Annotated in this window: 11 protein-coding genes and 3 rRNA genes (1 of these 14 cut by a window edge); 6 read left to right on the top strand and 8 right to left on the bottom strand. The window is 70.2% G+C overall.

What is annotated here, in order from left to right; translation table 11 throughout:
* From hpf to mtrA, 5 genes are all read right to left on the bottom strand, one after another.
* Positions 1-696, bottom strand: a complete 696-nt coding sequence (hpf, locus tag SLAV_RS22925) for a ribosome hibernation-promoting factor, HPF/YfiA family (RefSeq protein ID WP_030241794.1) — start codon at positions 694-696, stop codon at positions 1-3.
* A gap of 364 nt (positions 697-1,060) precedes the next feature.
* The gene (locus SLAV_RS22915; RefSeq protein ID WP_030241797.1) at positions 1,061-1,810 is read right to left on the bottom strand and encodes a ComF family protein; all 750 of its coding nucleotides are present in this window, start codon (positions 1,808-1,810) and stop codon (positions 1,061-1,063) included.
* Between the two features lie 65 nt (positions 1,811-1,875).
* Positions 1,876-3,768, bottom strand: coding sequence for an LpqB family beta-propeller domain-containing protein (locus SLAV_RS22910; protein WP_051841561.1), 1,893 nt, complete (start codon positions 3,766-3,768; stop codon positions 1,876-1,878).
* Positions 3,755-5,719: an MtrAB system histidine kinase MtrB gene (gene mtrB, locus SLAV_RS22905; protein WP_234333976.1), complete on the bottom strand. Its 1,965-nt coding sequence runs from the start codon at positions 5,717-5,719 to the stop codon at positions 3,755-3,757. Before mtrB ends, SLAV_RS22910 begins: the two co-directional genes overlap by 14 nt.
* A gap of 1 nt (position 5,720) precedes the next feature.
* On the bottom strand, positions 5,721-6,410 hold the full coding sequence (gene mtrA, locus SLAV_RS22900) for a two-component system response regulator MtrA (protein ID WP_199922253.1): 690 nt from the start codon (positions 6,408-6,410) through the stop codon (positions 5,721-5,723).
* A 234-nt stretch (positions 6,411-6,644) separates the two neighbouring features.
* On the opposite strand from mtrA, the gene SLAV_RS22895 reads away from it, so the two are divergent.
* From SLAV_RS22895 to SLAV_RS22870, 6 genes are all read left to right on the top strand, one after another.
* A complete protein-coding gene (locus SLAV_RS22895; RefSeq protein ID WP_030241807.1) occupies positions 6,645-7,871 on the top strand; it encodes a hypothetical protein in 1,227 nt (408 codons plus the stop codon).
* A gap of 7 nt (positions 7,872-7,878) precedes the next feature.
* A complete protein-coding gene (locus tag SLAV_RS22890; protein WP_030241809.1) occupies positions 7,879-8,559 on the top strand; it encodes a DUF4129 domain-containing protein in 681 nt (226 codons plus the stop codon).
* On the top strand, positions 8,556-10,019 hold the full coding sequence (locus SLAV_RS22885; protein WP_244225244.1) for a DUF4350 domain-containing protein: 1,464 nt from the start codon (positions 8,556-8,558) through the stop codon (positions 10,017-10,019). Before SLAV_RS22890 ends, SLAV_RS22885 begins: the two co-directional genes overlap by 4 nt.
* Entirely contained in the window at positions 10,016-10,978 is a 963-nt protein-coding gene (locus tag SLAV_RS22880; RefSeq protein WP_030242247.1) for an AAA family ATPase, read from the top strand. Before SLAV_RS22885 ends, SLAV_RS22880 begins: the two co-directional genes overlap by 4 nt.
* The gene (locus tag SLAV_RS22875) at positions 10,978-12,288 is read left to right on the top strand and encodes a DUF58 domain-containing protein (protein ID WP_030242250.1); all 1,311 of its coding nucleotides are present in this window, start codon (positions 10,978-10,980) and stop codon (positions 12,286-12,288) included. The genes SLAV_RS22880 and SLAV_RS22875 overlap by 1 nt, the downstream gene beginning before the upstream one ends.
* A 68-nt stretch (positions 12,289-12,356) precedes the next feature.
* A complete protein-coding gene (locus tag SLAV_RS22870; protein WP_051841595.1) occupies positions 12,357-12,953 on the top strand; it encodes a Uma2 family endonuclease in 597 nt (198 codons plus the stop codon).
* Between the two features lie 92 nt (positions 12,954-13,045).
* Here SLAV_RS22870 and rrf read toward each other — a convergent pair.
* The 3 genes from rrf to SLAV_RS22855 form a co-directional block, all read right to left on the bottom strand.
* Positions 13,046-13,162, bottom strand: a 5S ribosomal RNA gene (gene rrf / locus SLAV_RS22865).
* 74 nt (positions 13,163-13,236) lie between these two features.
* Positions 13,237-16,359 (bottom strand): 23S ribosomal RNA (locus tag SLAV_RS22860).
* 284 nt (positions 16,360-16,643) lie between these two features.
* A 16S ribosomal RNA gene (locus tag SLAV_RS22855) occupies positions 16,644-16,686 on the bottom strand; it runs 1,482 nt beyond the window's last position.
* Together the 16S, 23S and 5S rRNA genes form the textbook arrangement of a ribosomal RNA operon.

The raw sequence follows: 16,686 nt of genomic DNA, 5'->3' as shown, positions 1-16,686 counted from the left end.
TCAGCCGCCCAGCGCGCCGCCCGCGCCCGCGGCCGGTTCGTCCGAGCTGGAGGCTCCGTCGGAGTTCAGGTGGACGACGCCGTAGTCGTAGGCGTGACGGCGGTAGACGACGCTGGGCATCTTGGTCTCGGAGTCGACGAACAGGTAGAAGTCGTGTCCGACCAGTTCCATTTCGAACAGGGCCTGGTCGAGCGACATGGGGCCGGCCGAGTGCGTCTTCTCGCGGACGATGAGCGGGCCTTCGCCCTGCACTTCCAGGGAACCGATCCGGGTCGTCGGGATCCCGTCCGCCTTCTCCTCACCGACCGGCTCGCCGTTGCCGTTGAGCGTGGCGACGCCCGGCACCACGTCGGCGACCTCGGCCGCCGAGAGCCGTCCGTTGCCACGGCGGGTGAACCGCTTGTCGTGCTGCTTGCGCAGCCGGGCCTCCAGCTTGTCCTGGGCGAGGTCGAGCGCCGCGTACGGGTCGGCGGCGGCGGCCTCGGCCCGGATCACCGGGCCCCGCGAACGCAGGGTGATCTCCACGCGGTCGGAACGGTCGGCCTGGCGCGGGTTGTGCTCCTTGGACACCTCGACGTCCAAGCTGATCACCTTGGCGTCGAGCTTCTGGATCCGCTCCGGATTCAGCTTCTCGGCCACGTGCTTGCGGAACCGCTCGGGCACCTCGGTCTTGCGGCCCTTGACGACGATGTCCACGCAGAACTCCGTTCCCGGAGAGCCCCGCCATCAGCGGCGAAGCGCTCCCTTTCGCACCAGGCCCCGGTGAACACCGGAGCCTCGGACTTGGCGACTTTCACCTCCTCCTCCCCCATCGGCAAGATCCACATCCCACCGACTTCGGAGTAGAGAGAAACCCCCTGAACAGGTACTGACACAAGGTTGGCAATAAAACGGGCGGACTGGTGCTCCGGTACCCGGTGCCCAAGGATCGCCAGTTCCTCACAACCGAACATATCCCTCAAAGCCGGTTGTCGGCACCCGCTACTGGAACGTACCTCCGTTCAGGTGGCTGTTCCCTCTTACTACCTGCAACGATGCGCATTCCCCGGCAGTTCCAAATCTATTCACAAGATTTTTGCTCTGTACGAGTTGCCGACCGGATCCGTACGAAGGAGTCCGCCGGCGCCGCGACCACGGCCGCCCCCGCCACCCCCAGACCCGCCGCCCGCAGCGCCCGCGCGGCCTCCGCGAGCGTGGCCCCGGTGGTGATCACGTCGTCGACCAGGACGATCCGCGCCCCGGCCGTCACCCGGGCCCCGCCGCGGCACACCTCCAGGGCCCCCGCCAGGTTCTCCAGCCGCTCCCGCGCCCCCAGGCCCGCCTGGTCCGCGACCCGCCGCCGCGGCCGCAGCACGGGCGCCACGCGCGCGGGCGCACCGGCACGGCGCAGCCGCCCCGACGCCGCCAGGGCGATCCGGCGCGCCGGATCGTGCCCGCGCGCCCGCACCGCCCGCCGCGCCGAGGGCACCGGCACCAGCACCAGCTCCCCCGCCCCGGCCCCCGCCCCTCCCCCGCCGCCCCGCAGCACCGCCGCCGCCAGGGCCGTGCCCAGCGGGCCCGCCAGGGGCAGAGCCCCGCGTTCCTTGTGGGCCAGTACGACCGCCCGTACGGCCCCCTCGTACCGGGCCCCCGCGTGCACACCCGGCAGCCCGACCGGACCCGCCCGCCGCGTCGCGGGACGCACCGGCCCGGCACCGGCCCCGCTCAGCGCATCCCGGCAGCGCGGGCACAGCACGGCCCGCGCCGCCCCGCAGCCCGCGCAGTCACCCGGCAGCACCAGCCCGGCCAGCTCCTGCCACCACCCCCGCATGCCTCCAGCCTGCCCGGCGCCCACCGTCCGCGCGACCCCTGTGGACAACCGGCCCCGCGGGCCCCTCAGCCCGGGTAGACCGGGGCCTTGCCGCCCGCCGCCACCGTGCGCCACTGCGCCCCCGGCGGCAGCCACACGATCCCGTCCTCACCGGAGAACGCCACCACCGGCTTGGAGTCGTCGTCGGCGGCCGCGATCGCGGTCAGCCCGGTCGCCCCCGGCAGCCCCGCGGCGACCATGGAACCGTCGGCCAGCATGTAACGGGCCTGGTCGACCCCGCCGCTCTCCCGGCCCACCACCAGCAGCCGGCCCCGCGGCGCCCAGCTCATCGCCGTGACCTCCGCCATCTGCGGGGCCGCGGGCCGCAGCTCCCGCACCGACAGCCGCGAGGTGTCCCCCTTGCCCTCGGGCCGCTCGATCCGCCCGATGAAGAGGTTCTTGCGACCGCCCTCCTTCTCGACGAGCAGCGCGATGCGCACCCCGTCCGAGGAGGCCTTCAGCGCACTGATCCGCCCGCCGTCCAGCCCGGCGACGTCCACCTTCTGCGGGGCCCCCGTCCCGCCCGGGATCCGGTACAGGCCCTGGGTCTGCGGGTCGAGGTCCGCCACCCACAGGTCGCCCTGGGCGTCCCAGCTGGGCGGGGTCAGCTTGCCGGTCTTGCTCGTCAGCAGCGGCTGCGGCATCTGCCCGGCCGTCGTCAGCGTCACCACGTACAGCCCGTGCCCGTCGTCGGAGACGACCGCGGCCCGCTTCTCGTCGTAGGCGATCGCCGCCGAACCCACCTTGAAGCCGGCGGCCGTCGCCAGCGGCCCCGGCGCCACCTCCGGCTTGTCCTGCTGCTGTTCGTCGGCGTTGGCGTTCAGGACCATCCGGACCAGCTTGGAGTCCTTGTCCACGTAGTACTGGTGCTCCGGCGGCGCCGGACGCCCGGCGATGGACGCGGCGGCCACACCGGTCACCCAGCACAGCGACGACTTGCCGTCGGAGCGCAGCAGTTCGACCCGGTCGAGCCGGGAGGCCGTCAGGTCCCGCACCGTGTACAGGAGTTGGGTGGCCATCTTCTGGCACTGCGGCTGCCCGACGTTGCTGCCCTTCTCGTTGAGCGGCACGCGCAGGGTGTTCTGGCCGTCGTAGGAAAGGGACTTGGTGCCCTCGCGCAGCGCCGTACCGCTGGGGAAGGCGGTGGAGACGACCGGGCCGAGCCACTTCGAGGGCCCGTCCAGCAGCGACTGCACCGTCTGTGTGGTCGGGTCCATCCGGGAGTCGGGATCGCTGCGCTGGCGCACGTACACCGGATCGGCGACGAGCGTGCCGCCCGAGAAGTAGTACTTGTTCACCGGCTTGTAGATGCGCTGGAAGTCGGACTCGCTGAGCACCAGGCTGCTGGGCGGGGTCGAGATCCGCCACTGCTTGTTGACCTGGACCAGCTGCAGGAACTCCTCGTAGCGCTTGCCGCCGGTCTCCGGCTGGTACGCGCTGCGCTCGTCGACCGTCGCCAGCTTCTTGCCGGTGACCTTCCAGCGGGGCGAGTCCGGGTCCTTCTCGCCCTCGACGCGCACCCGGTCGAGACCGGCGGAGAGCACGGTGACGGCCGAACCCGGCCGCCAGTCCTTCGCGGCGTCCTCGGTGAGGTACTTGCGGGCGGTGGCCAGCTGCGGGTCGTCGCTGGTCATGGCCTCCAGGAAGCCGTCGACGATGTCGGCGGGGCTGGCCTTGTCGGCCGGCGGCGCGCCGAAGACCCGTACCTGGGAGTCGACGCCCTGCGAGGCGTCCACCCGGCGGATCTCCCCGTGGTCGGGCATGGAGGCGCAGCCCGACAGCAGCAGCCCGGCCGCCCCGAGGGCCGCCACGGCCCGCCCGCCCGCCGCGCCCGCGCGCCGCACGCCCCGCACCCGGTCCCCGGGCACCGCCCGCCCCGCACGTCCTGCGTACGCCGACGCGCGCTCAGCGTCCTCCACCGGATCCATCCTCCTGTGCTGCTCCCTGATCGGCGGGCCTGGACACGACCCGGGCGCCGTTGCCGGGCAGCGCCGTCGGGTCGGCGGGCACCGGCTGGGCGGTGGTGACGGCCGGCCGCGGCGGGATCGGCGAACGGCCGTCCCGCTCGGCGGCCGCGCCGGGGCGGGCGCCCGGACCGGCGGTCCCGTTGCCGCGCCCGGCGGCTTCCGCCGCGGCCCGCGCCCGGTTGGCCCGGGAGTCCTCGGGCTCCAGCGGGATCGGCGAACCGCGCAGCGGCTCGTCGGCGGTGCGCGGCAGGGTGAGGCGGAACTGCGAGCCGCCGCCGGGCTCGCCCCAGGCCTGGAGCCAGCCGCCGTGCAGCCGGGCGTCCTCGACGGCGATGGACAGGCCCAGGCCCGTCCCGCCGGTCGTGCGCGCCCGCGCCGGGTCGGCGCGCCAGAACCGGTTGAAGACACGGGTGGCCTCGCCGGGCTTGAGCCCGACGCCGTAGTCGCGGACGGCCACCGCCACGGCCCCGCCCGCCGAGGCGAGCCGGACGACCACGTCACGGCCCTCGCCGTGCTCGACGGCGTTGACGACCAGGTTGCGCAGCACGCGCTCCACCCGCCGCCCGTCGGCCTCGGCTATCACCGGCTGGGTGTCGCCGAGGACCCGGATCCGGGTCCCCTTGTGCTCGGCGAGCGGCTCGGCGCCGTCGATGACCCGGCGTACGACGTCCCGCAGGTCGATGGGCTCCGCCTCCAGCGCGGCCGCGCCCGCGTCGAACCGGCTGATCTCCAGCAGGTCGGCGAGGAGGGACTCGAAGCGGTCGAGCTGCCCCGCGAGGAGCTCCGCGGACCGAGCGGTGACCGGGTCGAAGTCGACGCGGGCGTCGTGGATCACGTCGGCGGCCATCCGGACCGTCGTCAGCGGGGTGCGCAGCTCGTGGGAGACGTCGGAGACGAAGCGGCGCTGCAGCCGGGACAGGTCCTCCAGCTGCTGGATCTTGAGCTGGAGGTTCTGGGCCATCTTGTTGAAGGCTTCGCCCAGACGGGCGATGTCGTCCTCGCCGGTGACCTTCATCCGCTCCTGGAGCCGTCCGGCCGAGAGCCGCTCGGCGATCCCGGCGGCCATCCGGACGGGGGTCACGACCTGACGTACGACGAGCCAGGCGATGGCGCCGAGCAGGACGACCACGAACACGCCGGCGGTGGCGAAGGTGACCTTGACCAGGTTGAGGGACTCCTCCTCCTGGGTGAGCGGGAACAGGTAGTACAGGTCGTACGGGTCCCCGTTGATGTCGGTCAGCCGCTTGCCGACGACCAGCGCCGGCTCCGGCGCCTTGTCGCCGGTGCCCGCGGTGTACCGGATCTGCCAGAAGGTCTTGAAGGTCCCGGTGCCGTGGTTGACGGACCTGCGCAGCGCCGCCGGGACGCTCGCGGTCGGGTCCACGTTGCCGGAGGCACGGGCGCCCTTGACGCCCTGGGCGCCGGCCGCCTGCTCACCGGTGCCCGCACCGAGCGCGACCACCTCGAAGGCGGTCTGCCCCCCACTGGCGAGCTGCTTGACCAGCGCGTTCATCCAGGTGCTGGCGTCCTGGCCGACCTTGTTGTCGGTGGTTTCGGCCCCGTCGGCCACGGACGGCGTGTTGGCCTTCTCCTGTGCGACCGCGAAACCGCCCGCGGCCTGGCTCTGCGCGGCCTCTTCCTTGGCGTCGAGGAGGCCCTTGCTGACCTGCGCGATGACCACGAAGCCCAGGGCCAGGACCACGGCGAGCGACATCAGCAGCGTCGCCGCGACCACCCTCAGCTGGATGTTGCGCCGCCACAGGCGGACAGCCGGAAGCAGCGGCCGCCGGACGAGACGCCGGAACAACCGCAACAGGGGGCCGCCGGGCGCTCCCTCCTGGAGCAGCCGGCCGCCCCTCAGGACTCCCCGTCGGGGGCCGCCCCGGGGCGTGCCGGGCTGCACGTCAGCTCGGTCCTGCCTTGTAGCCCACACCGCGGACCGTCACGACGATCTCGGGGCGCTCCGGGTCCTTCTCGACCTTGGAGCGCAGCCGCTGCACGTGCACGTTGACCAGGCGGGTGTCCGCCGCGTGCCGGTAGCCCCAGACCTGCTCCAGCAGCACCTCGCGGGTGAACACCTGCCAGGGCTTGCGCGCCAGGGCGACCAGCAGGTCGAACTCCAGCGGGGTCAGGGCGATCGAGGTGCCCTCGCGCTTGACCGAGTGCCCGGCCACGTCGATGACCAGGTCACCGATGACCAGCTGCTCGGGTGCGGGCTCCTCCGACCGGCGCAGGCGCGCCCGGATGCGGGCGACCAGCTCCTTCGGCTTGAACGGCTTGACGATGTAGTCGTCGGCGCCGGACTCCAGGCCCACCACCACGTCCACCGTGTCGCTCTTGGCGGTGAGCATGACAATCGGTACGCCCGACTCCGCGCGGATCAGCCTGCAGACCTCTATGCCGTCCCGTCCGGGCAGCATGAGGTCGAGCAGCACCAGATCCGGCTTCGCCTCCCGGAAGGCAGCCAGTGCCTTGTCGCCGTCCGCTACGAACGACGGCTCAAAACCTTCTCCACGCAGCACAATGCCGAGCATCTCGGCCAGCGCGGTGTCGTCGTCGACGACAAGGACTCGTCCCTTCATGCTTGACATCATCCCATTAGCTAATCGTTACCCGGCGGTGAGCTGTCCCACAGCCAAAAGGGCTGGAAATCGCCCCTCGGACCTGCGTGGTGATCAGGACGACCAGTCTGCCCCGGATCCACGCGACAATTGAAGGGCGAGCGGCCCGGGAACCCGGGGGTACGGCCGGTTCGTTCCGTGGTCCCCGTGGCACGATGGCAGCCGACCAGCGCGCCGGCCGCGGCGGGCGCACGTGAAGGAGCGACGATGAACGACTCTCCGGGCTGGGCCACGCCCGGATCCCCGTCCGACGACCGGCGCCCCGAAGGCGACCGGCCCGCCGCGCCGCCCGCCGACGGCAAATGGTCGGCCACCCAGCCGCCGCCCGGCCAGTGGTCGAGCCCGGCCGAGGGCCGGACCCCGCCCGAGGCCCCGGCTCCGCAGCAGCAGACCGGCTGGGGATCGTACGACTCCGGACCGCAGCAGCAGCCCGGCACGCCCTACGGCGCCCCGTACGCCCACCCCGGCGGCTGGGGCGGCCCGCCGGCCGCCGCCAAGCCCGGCGTCATCCCGCTGCGCCCCCTGGGCCTCGGCGAGATCCTCGACGGCGCCGTGAGCACCCTGCGCGGCCACTGGCGCCCCGTCCTGTCCATCAGCCTGGTCGTCGCCGCCCTCTCCCAGATCGCGCTGCTCTTCGTCCAGCGCGCCACCATGGACAGCGCCGTGATCACCACCGGCCGGACGCCGAGCGCCGCCGAGACGAGCAAGCTCCTCGGCGACACCGCGCTCCTGTACGGCGCCGAGTACTACCTGGAGATCCTCGGGCTGTTCCTGGTCACCGCACTGCTCGCGCCCGTCGTCAGCCACGCCGTCCTCGGCCGGTCCTCCACGCTCCCCGCCACCCTGCGGGCCGTCCGCCCGCTGGCCCCGCGCCTGGCCGGCCTCATCGCCCTCCTTCTGCTGGGCGCCCTCGCCGCCGCCGTCCTGCCGCTGCTGCCCGGCATCCTCGCGGGCAGCGCCGGTCTGGCGGTCCTGGGCGTCCCCGTCTCCATGGCGCTCCTGGCCTGGTTCTACGTGACCTTCGTGCTGGCGCCGCCCGCGCTGGTGCTGGAGCGCGGCTCGGTCACCGCCTCCCTCAAGCGCTCCGCCAAGCTGGTCCGCGGCTCGTGGTGGCGGATCTTCGGCATCAGCCTGCTGACCTGGGTGCTCCGGGGGATCACCTCCGCGATCATCGTCATGCCGTTCGCGGCCGTCGCCCTGTTCCTGACCCCCGGCGGCTTCGGCTCCCTGCTCGACGGCTCCGCGGAAATGGGCTGGCCCTTCCTGATCATCACCGCGATCGGATCGGTCGTCGCCGCCACCGTCACCCTGCCGATGCAGACGGGTGTCACCACCCTCCTCTACGTCGACCAGCGCATCCGCCGCGAGGCCCTGGACCTGGAACTCGCCCGGGCCGCCGGCCAGGACGGCGGCGGACTGGTCACCGGAGGCTGACGCACTGATGAGCACGGGGGGACTCATCGTCACGGCCGCGGCGGCCCTGCTGCCGCGCGACGGGACACCACCACCGACCACGTCGCGCGAGGCGGCCCGCGAGGCGGCCGAACACGAGCTGTCCAAGCCCGTGTACCACCAGGACGACCCGGGGCTCCTCCAGCGCGCCCTGGACCGCTTCTGGGAGTGGATAGGCGAGTTCCTCGACCGCGCCGCCGGAGCCACTCCGGGCGGCGGGCTCGGTCTCCTCGCCATCGTCCTCCTCGTCGTCCTGGCCGTCGCCGCCCTGTGGTGGCGCCTGGGCACCCCCCGCCGCACCGCCACCGGCGCCGGCACCCTCTTCGACGACGGCCCGCGCAGCGCCGCCGACCACCGCGCGGCCGCCGAGGCCCACGCCGACGCCGGCCGCTGGACCGAGGCCGTCCAGGAACGCATGCGCGCCGTCGTCCGCTCCCTGGAGGAACGCACCCTCCTCGACCCCCGCCCCGGCCGCACCGCCGACGAGGCCGCCGCCGAAGCCGCCGCCTCCCTCCCCGGCCACGCCGAGGACCTGCGCGCGGCGGCCCGCGCCTTCGACGACGTCACCTACGGCGGCCGCACCGGCGACCCCGGCACCTACGCCCGCCTGCGCGACCTCGACCTCACCCTGACCCGCACGAAGCCCCTCCTGACGGGCCCCACCCCATGACACCCACCCCACCCGACCCCACCCGGCCCACCCCTCCGGACCCCGGCAACGGCACCGGCCCCGCCCAGGACACCACCACGCCCGCCCTTTCGGGCACCGGAAACGGGACCGGACACCCCCGGAACACCGCCATGCCGGCCCCTTCGGGCACCACCACCGACACCGGGCCCGCCCGTCCAGGCACCGATCACGGAACGGACGGCACGCACCCCGGCGGCTCCGGCGGCCCCGGCCACCCCACCACCCCGCCCGGCCAGGGCACGGGCACCACCTCCACCGCCCTCACCCGCGCCCAGCTCTGGACCCGGGCCCGCGGCTTCCTCCTCGCGGTCGCCGTCCTGCTCACCGCCGCCGTCGCCCTCGCCGGCCTCCAGGCCGGCGACCACCACGGCCGGCTCGACCCCCGCTCCGCCGACCCTGACGGCAGCCGCGCCCTCGCCCAGCTCCTCAAGGAGCGCGGCGTCACCACCCGCGTGGTCACCGACGCCCAGGAGGCCGCCGCGGCCGCCGGCCCCGGCACCACCCTCCTCGTCGCCGACCCCGACCTGCTCGGCGAACCCCAGCGGCGCGCCATCCGCTCGGCCATCGACCTCTCCGGCGGCCGCACCGTCCTCGTCGCCCCCGGCAGCCCCGCCCTCCCGGAACTGGCCCCCGCCGCCCACGCCAAGGGCTTCGCCCACCAGCGCGACCTCGACCCCGGCACCCCCGCCTGCACCCTCCCCTCCGCCGGCACGGCCGGCCGGGCCGGCACCGGCGACGGCCTCCGCTACACCACCGACCTCCCCGGGGCCACCGGCTGCTACCCCAGCGGCGGCCACCCCACCCTGCTCGTGCTCCCCAGCACCACCAAGGGCGGCGACACCGTCCTCCTCGGCTCCGAGACCTTCCTGCTCAACAAGCGCCTCGCCGACGAGGGCAACGCCTCCCTCGCCCTCCAGCTCCTCGGCTCCCGCCCGGAACTGGTCTGGTACCTGCCCACCCCCGCGGACATGTCCGCCGACCCCGGCACCGACGCCCAGGACCCCTCCCTCCTCGACCTGGTCCCGGCCGGCTGGACCTGGGCCCTGCTCCAGCTGTTCTTCGCCGCCGCCCTCGCCGCCCTGTGGCGGGCCCGCCGGCTCGGCCCCCTCGTCACCGAGGACCTCCCGGTCGCCATCCGCGCCTCCGAGGCCACCGAGGGCCACGCCCGCCTCTACCGCAGGGCCGACGCCCGCGACCGCGCCGCGACCGTGCTGCGCGCCGCCGCCCGCGAACGCCTCGCCCCGCTGGTCGGCGTACCGGCCCCGCAGGCCCACGACCCCGCTGCCCTGGTCCCCGCCGTATCGGCCCGCCTCACCGCCGGCGGACGCCCGTCCGACCCGGCCGCCCTCCTCTTCGGCACCACCCCCGCCGACGACGCGGCACTCGTCGCGCTCGCCGACCACCTCGACGCCCTCGAAAGAGAGGTCCGCTCCTCATGACGGCCACCACGGACAGCGCCCGTTCCTCCCTGGAAGCGCTCCGCACCGAGATCGCCAAGGCCGTGGTCGGCCAGGACTCCGCCGTCACCGGTCTCGTCGTCGCCCTCCTGTGCCGGGGCCACGTCCTCCTCGAAGGCGTCCCCGGCGTCGCCAAGACCCTCCTGGTCCGCGCCCTCGCCGCCTCCCTCGAACTCGACACCAAGCGCGTCCAGTTCACCCCCGACCTGATGCCGACCGACGTCACCGGCTCCCTCGTCTACGACGCCCGGACCGCCGAGTTCTCCTTCCAGGACGGCCCGGTCTTCACCAACCTCCTCCTCGCCGACGAGATCAACCGCACGCCCCCCAAGACCCAGTCCTCGCTCCTCGAAGCGATGGAGGAGCGCCAGGTCACCGTCGACGGCACCCCCCGCAGGCTCCCCGAGCCGTTCCTCGTCGCCGCCACCATGAACCCGGTCGAGTACGAGGGCACCTACCCCCTCCCCGAGGCCCAACTGGACCGCTTCCTCCTCAAGCTGACGGTCCCGCTGCCCTCCCGCGAGGACGAGATCGGGGTCCTGACCCGGCACGCCGCCGGCTTCGACCCGCGCGACCTGCACGCCGCCGGCATCCGCCCGGTCGCCGGTCCCCGCGACCTCGAAGCCGCCCGCAAGGCCGTCGAGGAGACCACCGTCTCCCCCGAGATCACCGCCTACGTCGTCGACATCTGCCGTGCCACCCGCGAATCGCCCTCCCTCACCCTCGGCGTCTCCCCGCGCGGCGCCACCGCCCTGCTCGCCACCGCCCGCGCCTGGGCCTGGCTCACCGGCCGCGACTACGTCACCCCCGACGACGTGAAGGCCCTCGCCCTCCCGACCCTGCGCCACCGCGTGCAGCTCCGCCCGGAAGCCGAGATGGAGGGCGTCACCTCCGACAGCGTCATCTCCGCGATCCTCACCCGCGTCCCGGTCCCCCGCTGATGGCCCTCACCGGACGCGCCGCCCTGCTGGCGGCCCTCGGCAGCGTCCCCGTAGGGCTCCTCGGACCGAGCTGGACGGGCCTCCTCGCGGTCAACGGCTCCCTCGCCCTGGCCTGCGCCGTCGACTACGCCCTGGCGGCCCCCGTACGCACCCTGAAGCCGGCCCGCTCGGGCGCCACCTCGGTCCGCCTCGGCGAGCCGGCCGACGTGCACCTCACCCTCACCAACCCGGGCACCCGCACGCTCCGCGCCGACGTGCGCGACGCCTGGCCGCCGAGCAGCTGGACCCCGGGCACCGAGGCCGCCGCCTCCCGCCACTCCCTGACGGTCCCCGCCGGCGAGCGCCGCCGCCTGACCACCCGCCTGCGCCCCACCCGGCGCGGCGACCGCCGGGCGGACCGCATCACGATCCGCTCCTACGGTCCGCTCCGCCTGCTCGCCCGCCAGGGCTCGCACACCGTCCCCTGGACCGTGCGGGTCCTGCCCCCCTTCACGAGCCGCAAGCACCTCCCGTCCCGCCTCGCCCGCCTGCGCGAACTGGACGGCCGCACCAGCGTCCTCACCCGCGGCGAGGGCACCGAGTTCGACAGCCTCCGCGACTACGTCCCCGGCGACGACACCCGCTCCATCGACTGGCGGGCCACCGCCCGCCGGAACAAGGTCGCCGTCCGCACCTGGCGCCCCGAACGCGACCGGCACATCCTGATCTGCCTGGACACCGGCCGCACCGCCGCGGGCCGCGTAGGCGACGCCCCCCGCCTGGACTCCGCCATGGACGCGGCCCTGCTGCTCGCCGCCCTGGCGACCCGCGCCGGCGACCGCGTCGACCTGCTGGCCCACGACCGGCGACCGCGCGCCCAGGTCCAGGGCCGCTCCGCGGCCGACACCCTGCCCGCCTTCGTGAACGCCATGGCCGGCCTCGAACCGGCACTCGTCGAGACGGACTCCCGCGCACTGGTCTCCACGATCCTGCGCGGCGCCCCGCGCCGCTCCCTCGTGGTGCTGCTGACCAGCCTGGACGCGGCCCCGATCGAGGAGGGCCTGCTCCCGCTCCTGCCGCGCCTCACCCAGCGGCACACGGTGATCCTGGCGTCCGTGGCGGACCCGCACATCGCGGAGATGGCCGCCTCCCGCGGCTCCCTGGACGCCGTCTACGAGGCCGCCGCGGCCACCCGTACCGGCTCCCAGCGGCTGCGCACGGCCGAGCAGCTCTCCCGCCACGGCGTCCACGTCGTCGACGCCACCCCCGACACCCTGGCCCCCGCCCTGGCCGACGCCTACCTCTCCCTCAAGGCCGCCGGCCGGCTCTAGCCTTCCCGCACCGCTCGCCCACAGGCTTCAGCTGGATACCCTGGTCGGGGACCCACCAGGAGGACACCATGGCCGACCTCACCCCCGAGCAGATGCGCCGCATGCACGATTTCGCGGAGCAGCTCGCGGAGCTGGCGGAGCACCAGGAGGACCAGTGGAAGGTACAGACCACCGACGGTCAGATCTTCCTCACGCTGATGAGCCCCACGGCTCCCCACGGACTCAACGTGGTGCGGCTCCGCCGCCAGATCGAGGCCCAGACCCCGGAGGTCATGGCGCTCAACGACACGAACATGGGCGATCCCCACACAGGCCTGACCAAGGTCCCCGATCTCATGGTCATCGCGGAAGAGGACACCGATGACACGGCGAAGGTCGTCAACTCGCGCGATGTCCTGATGGTGGTGGAGGTCGTCTCGCGCACGAACTCGCTCACCGACATCCGTGACAAGCTGCACGACTACCCGAGGATGGGCGTCCCAACGTATGTCGTCGTGGACCCCCGCAGGGACAAGAAGGCCGTGACCGTGCACAGCGACCCCTCACAGGGCCCCGACGGCATCCGCTACCGCAAGACGGTCCCCTACGCCTTCGGCGACACCGTCACCGCCGGCCGTTGGACGCTCGACACGACCAGCCTCAAGAGCTATCCCGCCGACTGGTGAAGGGGCTGCGCCGGGATACGTCAGTCCCGGAACCGGTCCGTAAACGCAGAAAAGCCCCGCACCATAAGGTGCGGGGCTTTCCCACAATGATTGTTCGGCGGCGTCCTACTCTCCCACAGGGTCCCCCCTGCAGTACCATCGGCGCTGAAAGGCTTAGCTTCCGGGTTCGGAATGTAACCGGGCGTTTCCCTAACGCTATGACCACCGAAACACTATGAAGTTGACCAACCGGGCATGGACACGGTCCGTTACTTCAGAACTAACACAGTGGACGCGAGCAACTGAGGACAAGCCCTCGGCCTATTAGTACCAGTCAGCTCCACCCGTTACCGGGCTTCCACATCTGGCCTATCAACCCAGTCGTCTACTGGGAGCCTTACCCTCTCAAGGAGGTGGGAATACTCATCTTGAAGCAGGCTTCCCGCTTAGATGCTTTCAGCGGTTATCCCTCCCGAACGTAGCCAACCAGCCATGCCCTTGGCAGGACAACTGGCACACCAGAGGTTCGTCCGTCCCGGTCCTCTCGTACTAGGGACAGCCCTTCTCAATATTCCTACGCGCACAGCGGATAGGGACCGAACTGTCTCACGACGTTCTAAACCCAGCTCGCGTACCGCTTTAATGGGCGAACAGCCCAACCCTTGGGACCGACTCCAGCCCCAGGATGCGACGAGCCGACATCGAGGTGCCAAACCATCCCGTCGATATGGACTCTTGGGGAAGATCAGCCTGTTATCCCCGGGGTACCTTTTATCCGTTGAGCGACGGCGCTTCCACAAGCCACCGCCGGATCACTAGTCCCGACTTTCGTCCCTGCTCGACCCGTCGGTCTCACAGTCAAGCTCCCTTGTGCACTTACACTCAACACCTGATTGCCAACCAGGCTGAGGGAACCTTTGGGCGCCTCCGTTACCCTTTGGGAGGCAACCGCCCCAGTTAAACTACCCATCAGACACTGTCCCTGATCCGGATCACGGACCGAGGTTAGACATCCAGCACGACCAGAGTGGTATTTCAACGGCGACTCCACCATGACTGGCGTCACGGCTTCAAAGTCTCCCACCTATCCTACACAAGCCGAACCGAACACCAATATCAAACTGTAGTAAAGGTCCCGGGGTCTTTCCGTCCTGCTGCGCGAAACGAGCATCTTTACTCGTAGTGCAATTTCACCGGGCCTATGGTTGAGACAGTCGAGAAGTCGTTACGCCATTCGTGCAGGTCGGAACTTACCCGACAAGGAATTTCGCTACCTTAGGATGGTTATAGTTACCACCGCCGTTTACTGGCGCTTAAGTTCTCAGCTTCGCAACCCCGAAAGGTCACTAACCGGTCCCCTTAACGTTCCAGCACCGGGCAGGCGTCAGTCCGTATACATCGCCTTACGGCTTCGCACGGACCTGTGTTTTTAGTAAACAGTCGCTTCTCGCTGGTCTCTGCGGCCACCCCCAGCTCACGGAGCAAGTCCGATCACCAGTGATGGCCCCCCTTCTCCCGAAGTTACGGGGGCATTTTGCCGAGTTCCTTAACCATAGTTCACCCGAACGCCTCGGTATTCTCTACCTGACCACCTGAGTCGGTTTAGGGTACGGGCCGCCATGAAACTCGCTAGAGGCTTTTCTCGACAGCATAGGATCATCCACTTCACCACAATCGGCTCGGCATCAGGTCTCAGCCTTAATGAGGGACGGATTTGCCTACCCCTCGGCCTACACCCTTACCCCGGGACAACCACCGCCCGGGCTGGACTACCTTCCTGCGTCACCCCATCGCTTACCTACTACAAGTCTGGTTCGTCGGCTCCACCACTTTCCTTTCCCCGAAGGGTCCGGAACGGCTTCACGGACTTAGCATCGCCTGATTCGATATTGGGCGTTTCAAAGCGGGTACCGGAATATCAACCGGTTGTCCATCGACTACGCCTGTCGGCCTCGCCTTAGGTCCCGACTTACCCTGGGCAGATCAGCTTGACCCAGGAACCCTTAGTCAATCGGCGCACACGTTTCTCACGTGTGTATCGCTACTCATGCCTGCATTCTCACTCGTGAACCGTCCACAACTAGCTTCCGCTGCTGCTTCACCCGGCACACGACGCTCCCCTACCCATCACAGCGGGCGTTGGCCCTATTGCTGCAATGACACGACTTCGGCGGTACGCTTGAGCCCCGCTACATTGTCGGCGCGGAATCACTTGACCAGTGAGCTATTACGCACTCTTTCAAGGGTGGCTGCTTCTAAGCCAACCTCCTGGTTGTCTCTGCGACTCCACATCCTTTCCCACTTAGCGTACGCTTAGGGGCCTTAGTCGATGCTCTGGGCTGTTTCCCTCTCGACCATGGAGCTTATCCCCCACAGTCTCACTGCCGTGCTCTCACTTACCGGCATTCGGAGTTTGGCTAAGGTCAGTAACCCGGTAGGGCCCATCGCCTATCCAGTGCTCTACCTCCGGCAAGAAACACACGACGCTGCACCTAAATGCATTTCGGGGAGAACCAGCTATCACGGAGTTTGATTGGCCTTTCACCCCTAACCACAGGTCATCCCCCAGGTTTTCAACCCTGGTGGGTTCGGTCCTCCACGAAGTCTTACCTCCGCTTCAACCTGCCCATGGCTAGATCACTCCGCTTCGGGTCTAGAGCGTGCAACTCAATCGCCCTATTCGGACTCGCTTTCGCTACGGCTTCCCCACACGGGTTAACCTCGCTACACACCGCTAACTCGCAGGCTCATTCTTCAAAAGGCACGCAGTCACGACTGTATGTGCAAGCACATACAGCGACGCTCCCACGGCTTGTAGGCACACGGTTTCAGGTACTATTTCACTCCGCTCCCGCGGTACTTTTCACCATTCCCTCACGGTACTATCCGCTATCGGTCACCAGGGAATATTTAGGCTTAGCGGGTGGTCCCGCCAGATTCACACGGGATTTCTCGGGCCCCGTGCTACTTGGGAGATGAGCAAGCAAGCCGCTGATGTTTCGTCTACGGGGGTCTTACCCTCTACGCCGGACCTTTCGCATGTCCTTCGACTACATCAACGGTTTCTGACTCGCCGACCGGCCGGCAGACCGATCAAGCTCATTCCCACAACCCCGCATGCGCAACCCCTGCCGGGTATCACACGCATACGGTTTGGCCTCATCCGGTTTCGCTCGCCACTACTCCCGGAATCACGGTTGTTTTCTCTTCCTGAGGGTACTGAGATGTTTCACTTCCCCTCGTTCCCTCCACATGCCCTATGTGTTCAGGCATGGGTGACAGCCCATGACGACTGCCGGGTTTCCCCATTCGGACACCCCCGGATCAAAGCTCAGTTGGCAGCTCCCCGGGGCCTATCGCGGCCTCTCACGTCCTTCATCGGTTCCTGGTGCCAAGGCATCCACCGTGCGCCCTTAAAAACTTGGCCACAGATGCTCGCGTCCACTGTGTAGTTCTCAAGCAACGACCAGCCACCCATCACCCTCATCCCAAAGGACCAGGTTCACTGGGGCCGGCATCGCGAAGATAAGACCTTACGGCCGTACCCTCAGATACCCAACAACGTGCCAGGCACGATCCCCTCGACTATCACTGTTTTCCACGCCGAAGCAGTACTTACAGGATGTTCTGGAAACCGTGCCAAATAATCAACGTTCCACCCATGAGCAACCGTGCGATTCATTCGATCGCAGTCGGCTATATGCTCCTTAGAAAGGAGGTGATCCAGCCGCACCTTCCGGTACGGCTACCTTGT

Origin of the sequence: Streptomyces lavendulae subsp. lavendulae, assembly GCF_002803845.1 — a bacterium.
In the GTDB taxonomy this organism is placed as follows: Bacteria; Actinomycetota; Actinomycetes; order Streptomycetales; family Streptomycetaceae; genus Streptomyces; species Streptomyces lavendulae.
This window is presented reverse-complemented; position numbering and strand designations above follow the sequence as displayed.

What these genes read in the sequence shown, in the direction of transcription:
- SLAV_RS22915 (WP_030241797.1), bottom strand. Translation starts at nt 1,810, where the DNA reads ATGCGGGGGTGGTGGCAGGAGCTGGCCGGGCTGGTGCTGCCGGGTGAC.
- mtrA (WP_199922253.1), bottom strand. Translation starts at nt 6,410, where the DNA reads ATGATGTCAAGCATGAAGGGACGAGTCCTTGTCGTCGACGACGACACC.
- SLAV_RS22895 (WP_030241807.1), top strand. Translation starts at nt 6,645, where the DNA reads ATGAACGACTCTCCGGGCTGGGCCACGCCCGGATCCCCGTCCGACGAC.
- SLAV_RS22890 (WP_030241809.1), top strand. Translation starts at nt 7,879, where the DNA reads ATGAGCACGGGGGGACTCATCGTCACGGCCGCGGCGGCCCTGCTGCCG.
- SLAV_RS22885 (WP_244225244.1), top strand. Translation starts at nt 8,556, where the DNA reads ATGACACCCACCCCACCCGACCCCACCCGGCCCACCCCTCCGGACCCC.
- SLAV_RS22880 (WP_030242247.1), top strand. Translation starts at nt 10,016, where the DNA reads ATGACGGCCACCACGGACAGCGCCCGTTCCTCCCTGGAAGCGCTCCGC.
- SLAV_RS22875 (WP_030242250.1), top strand. Translation starts at nt 10,978, where the DNA reads ATGGCCCTCACCGGACGCGCCGCCCTGCTGGCGGCCCTCGGCAGCGTC.
- SLAV_RS22870 (WP_051841595.1), top strand. Translation starts at nt 12,357, where the DNA reads ATGGCCGACCTCACCCCCGAGCAGATGCGCCGCATGCACGATTTCGCG.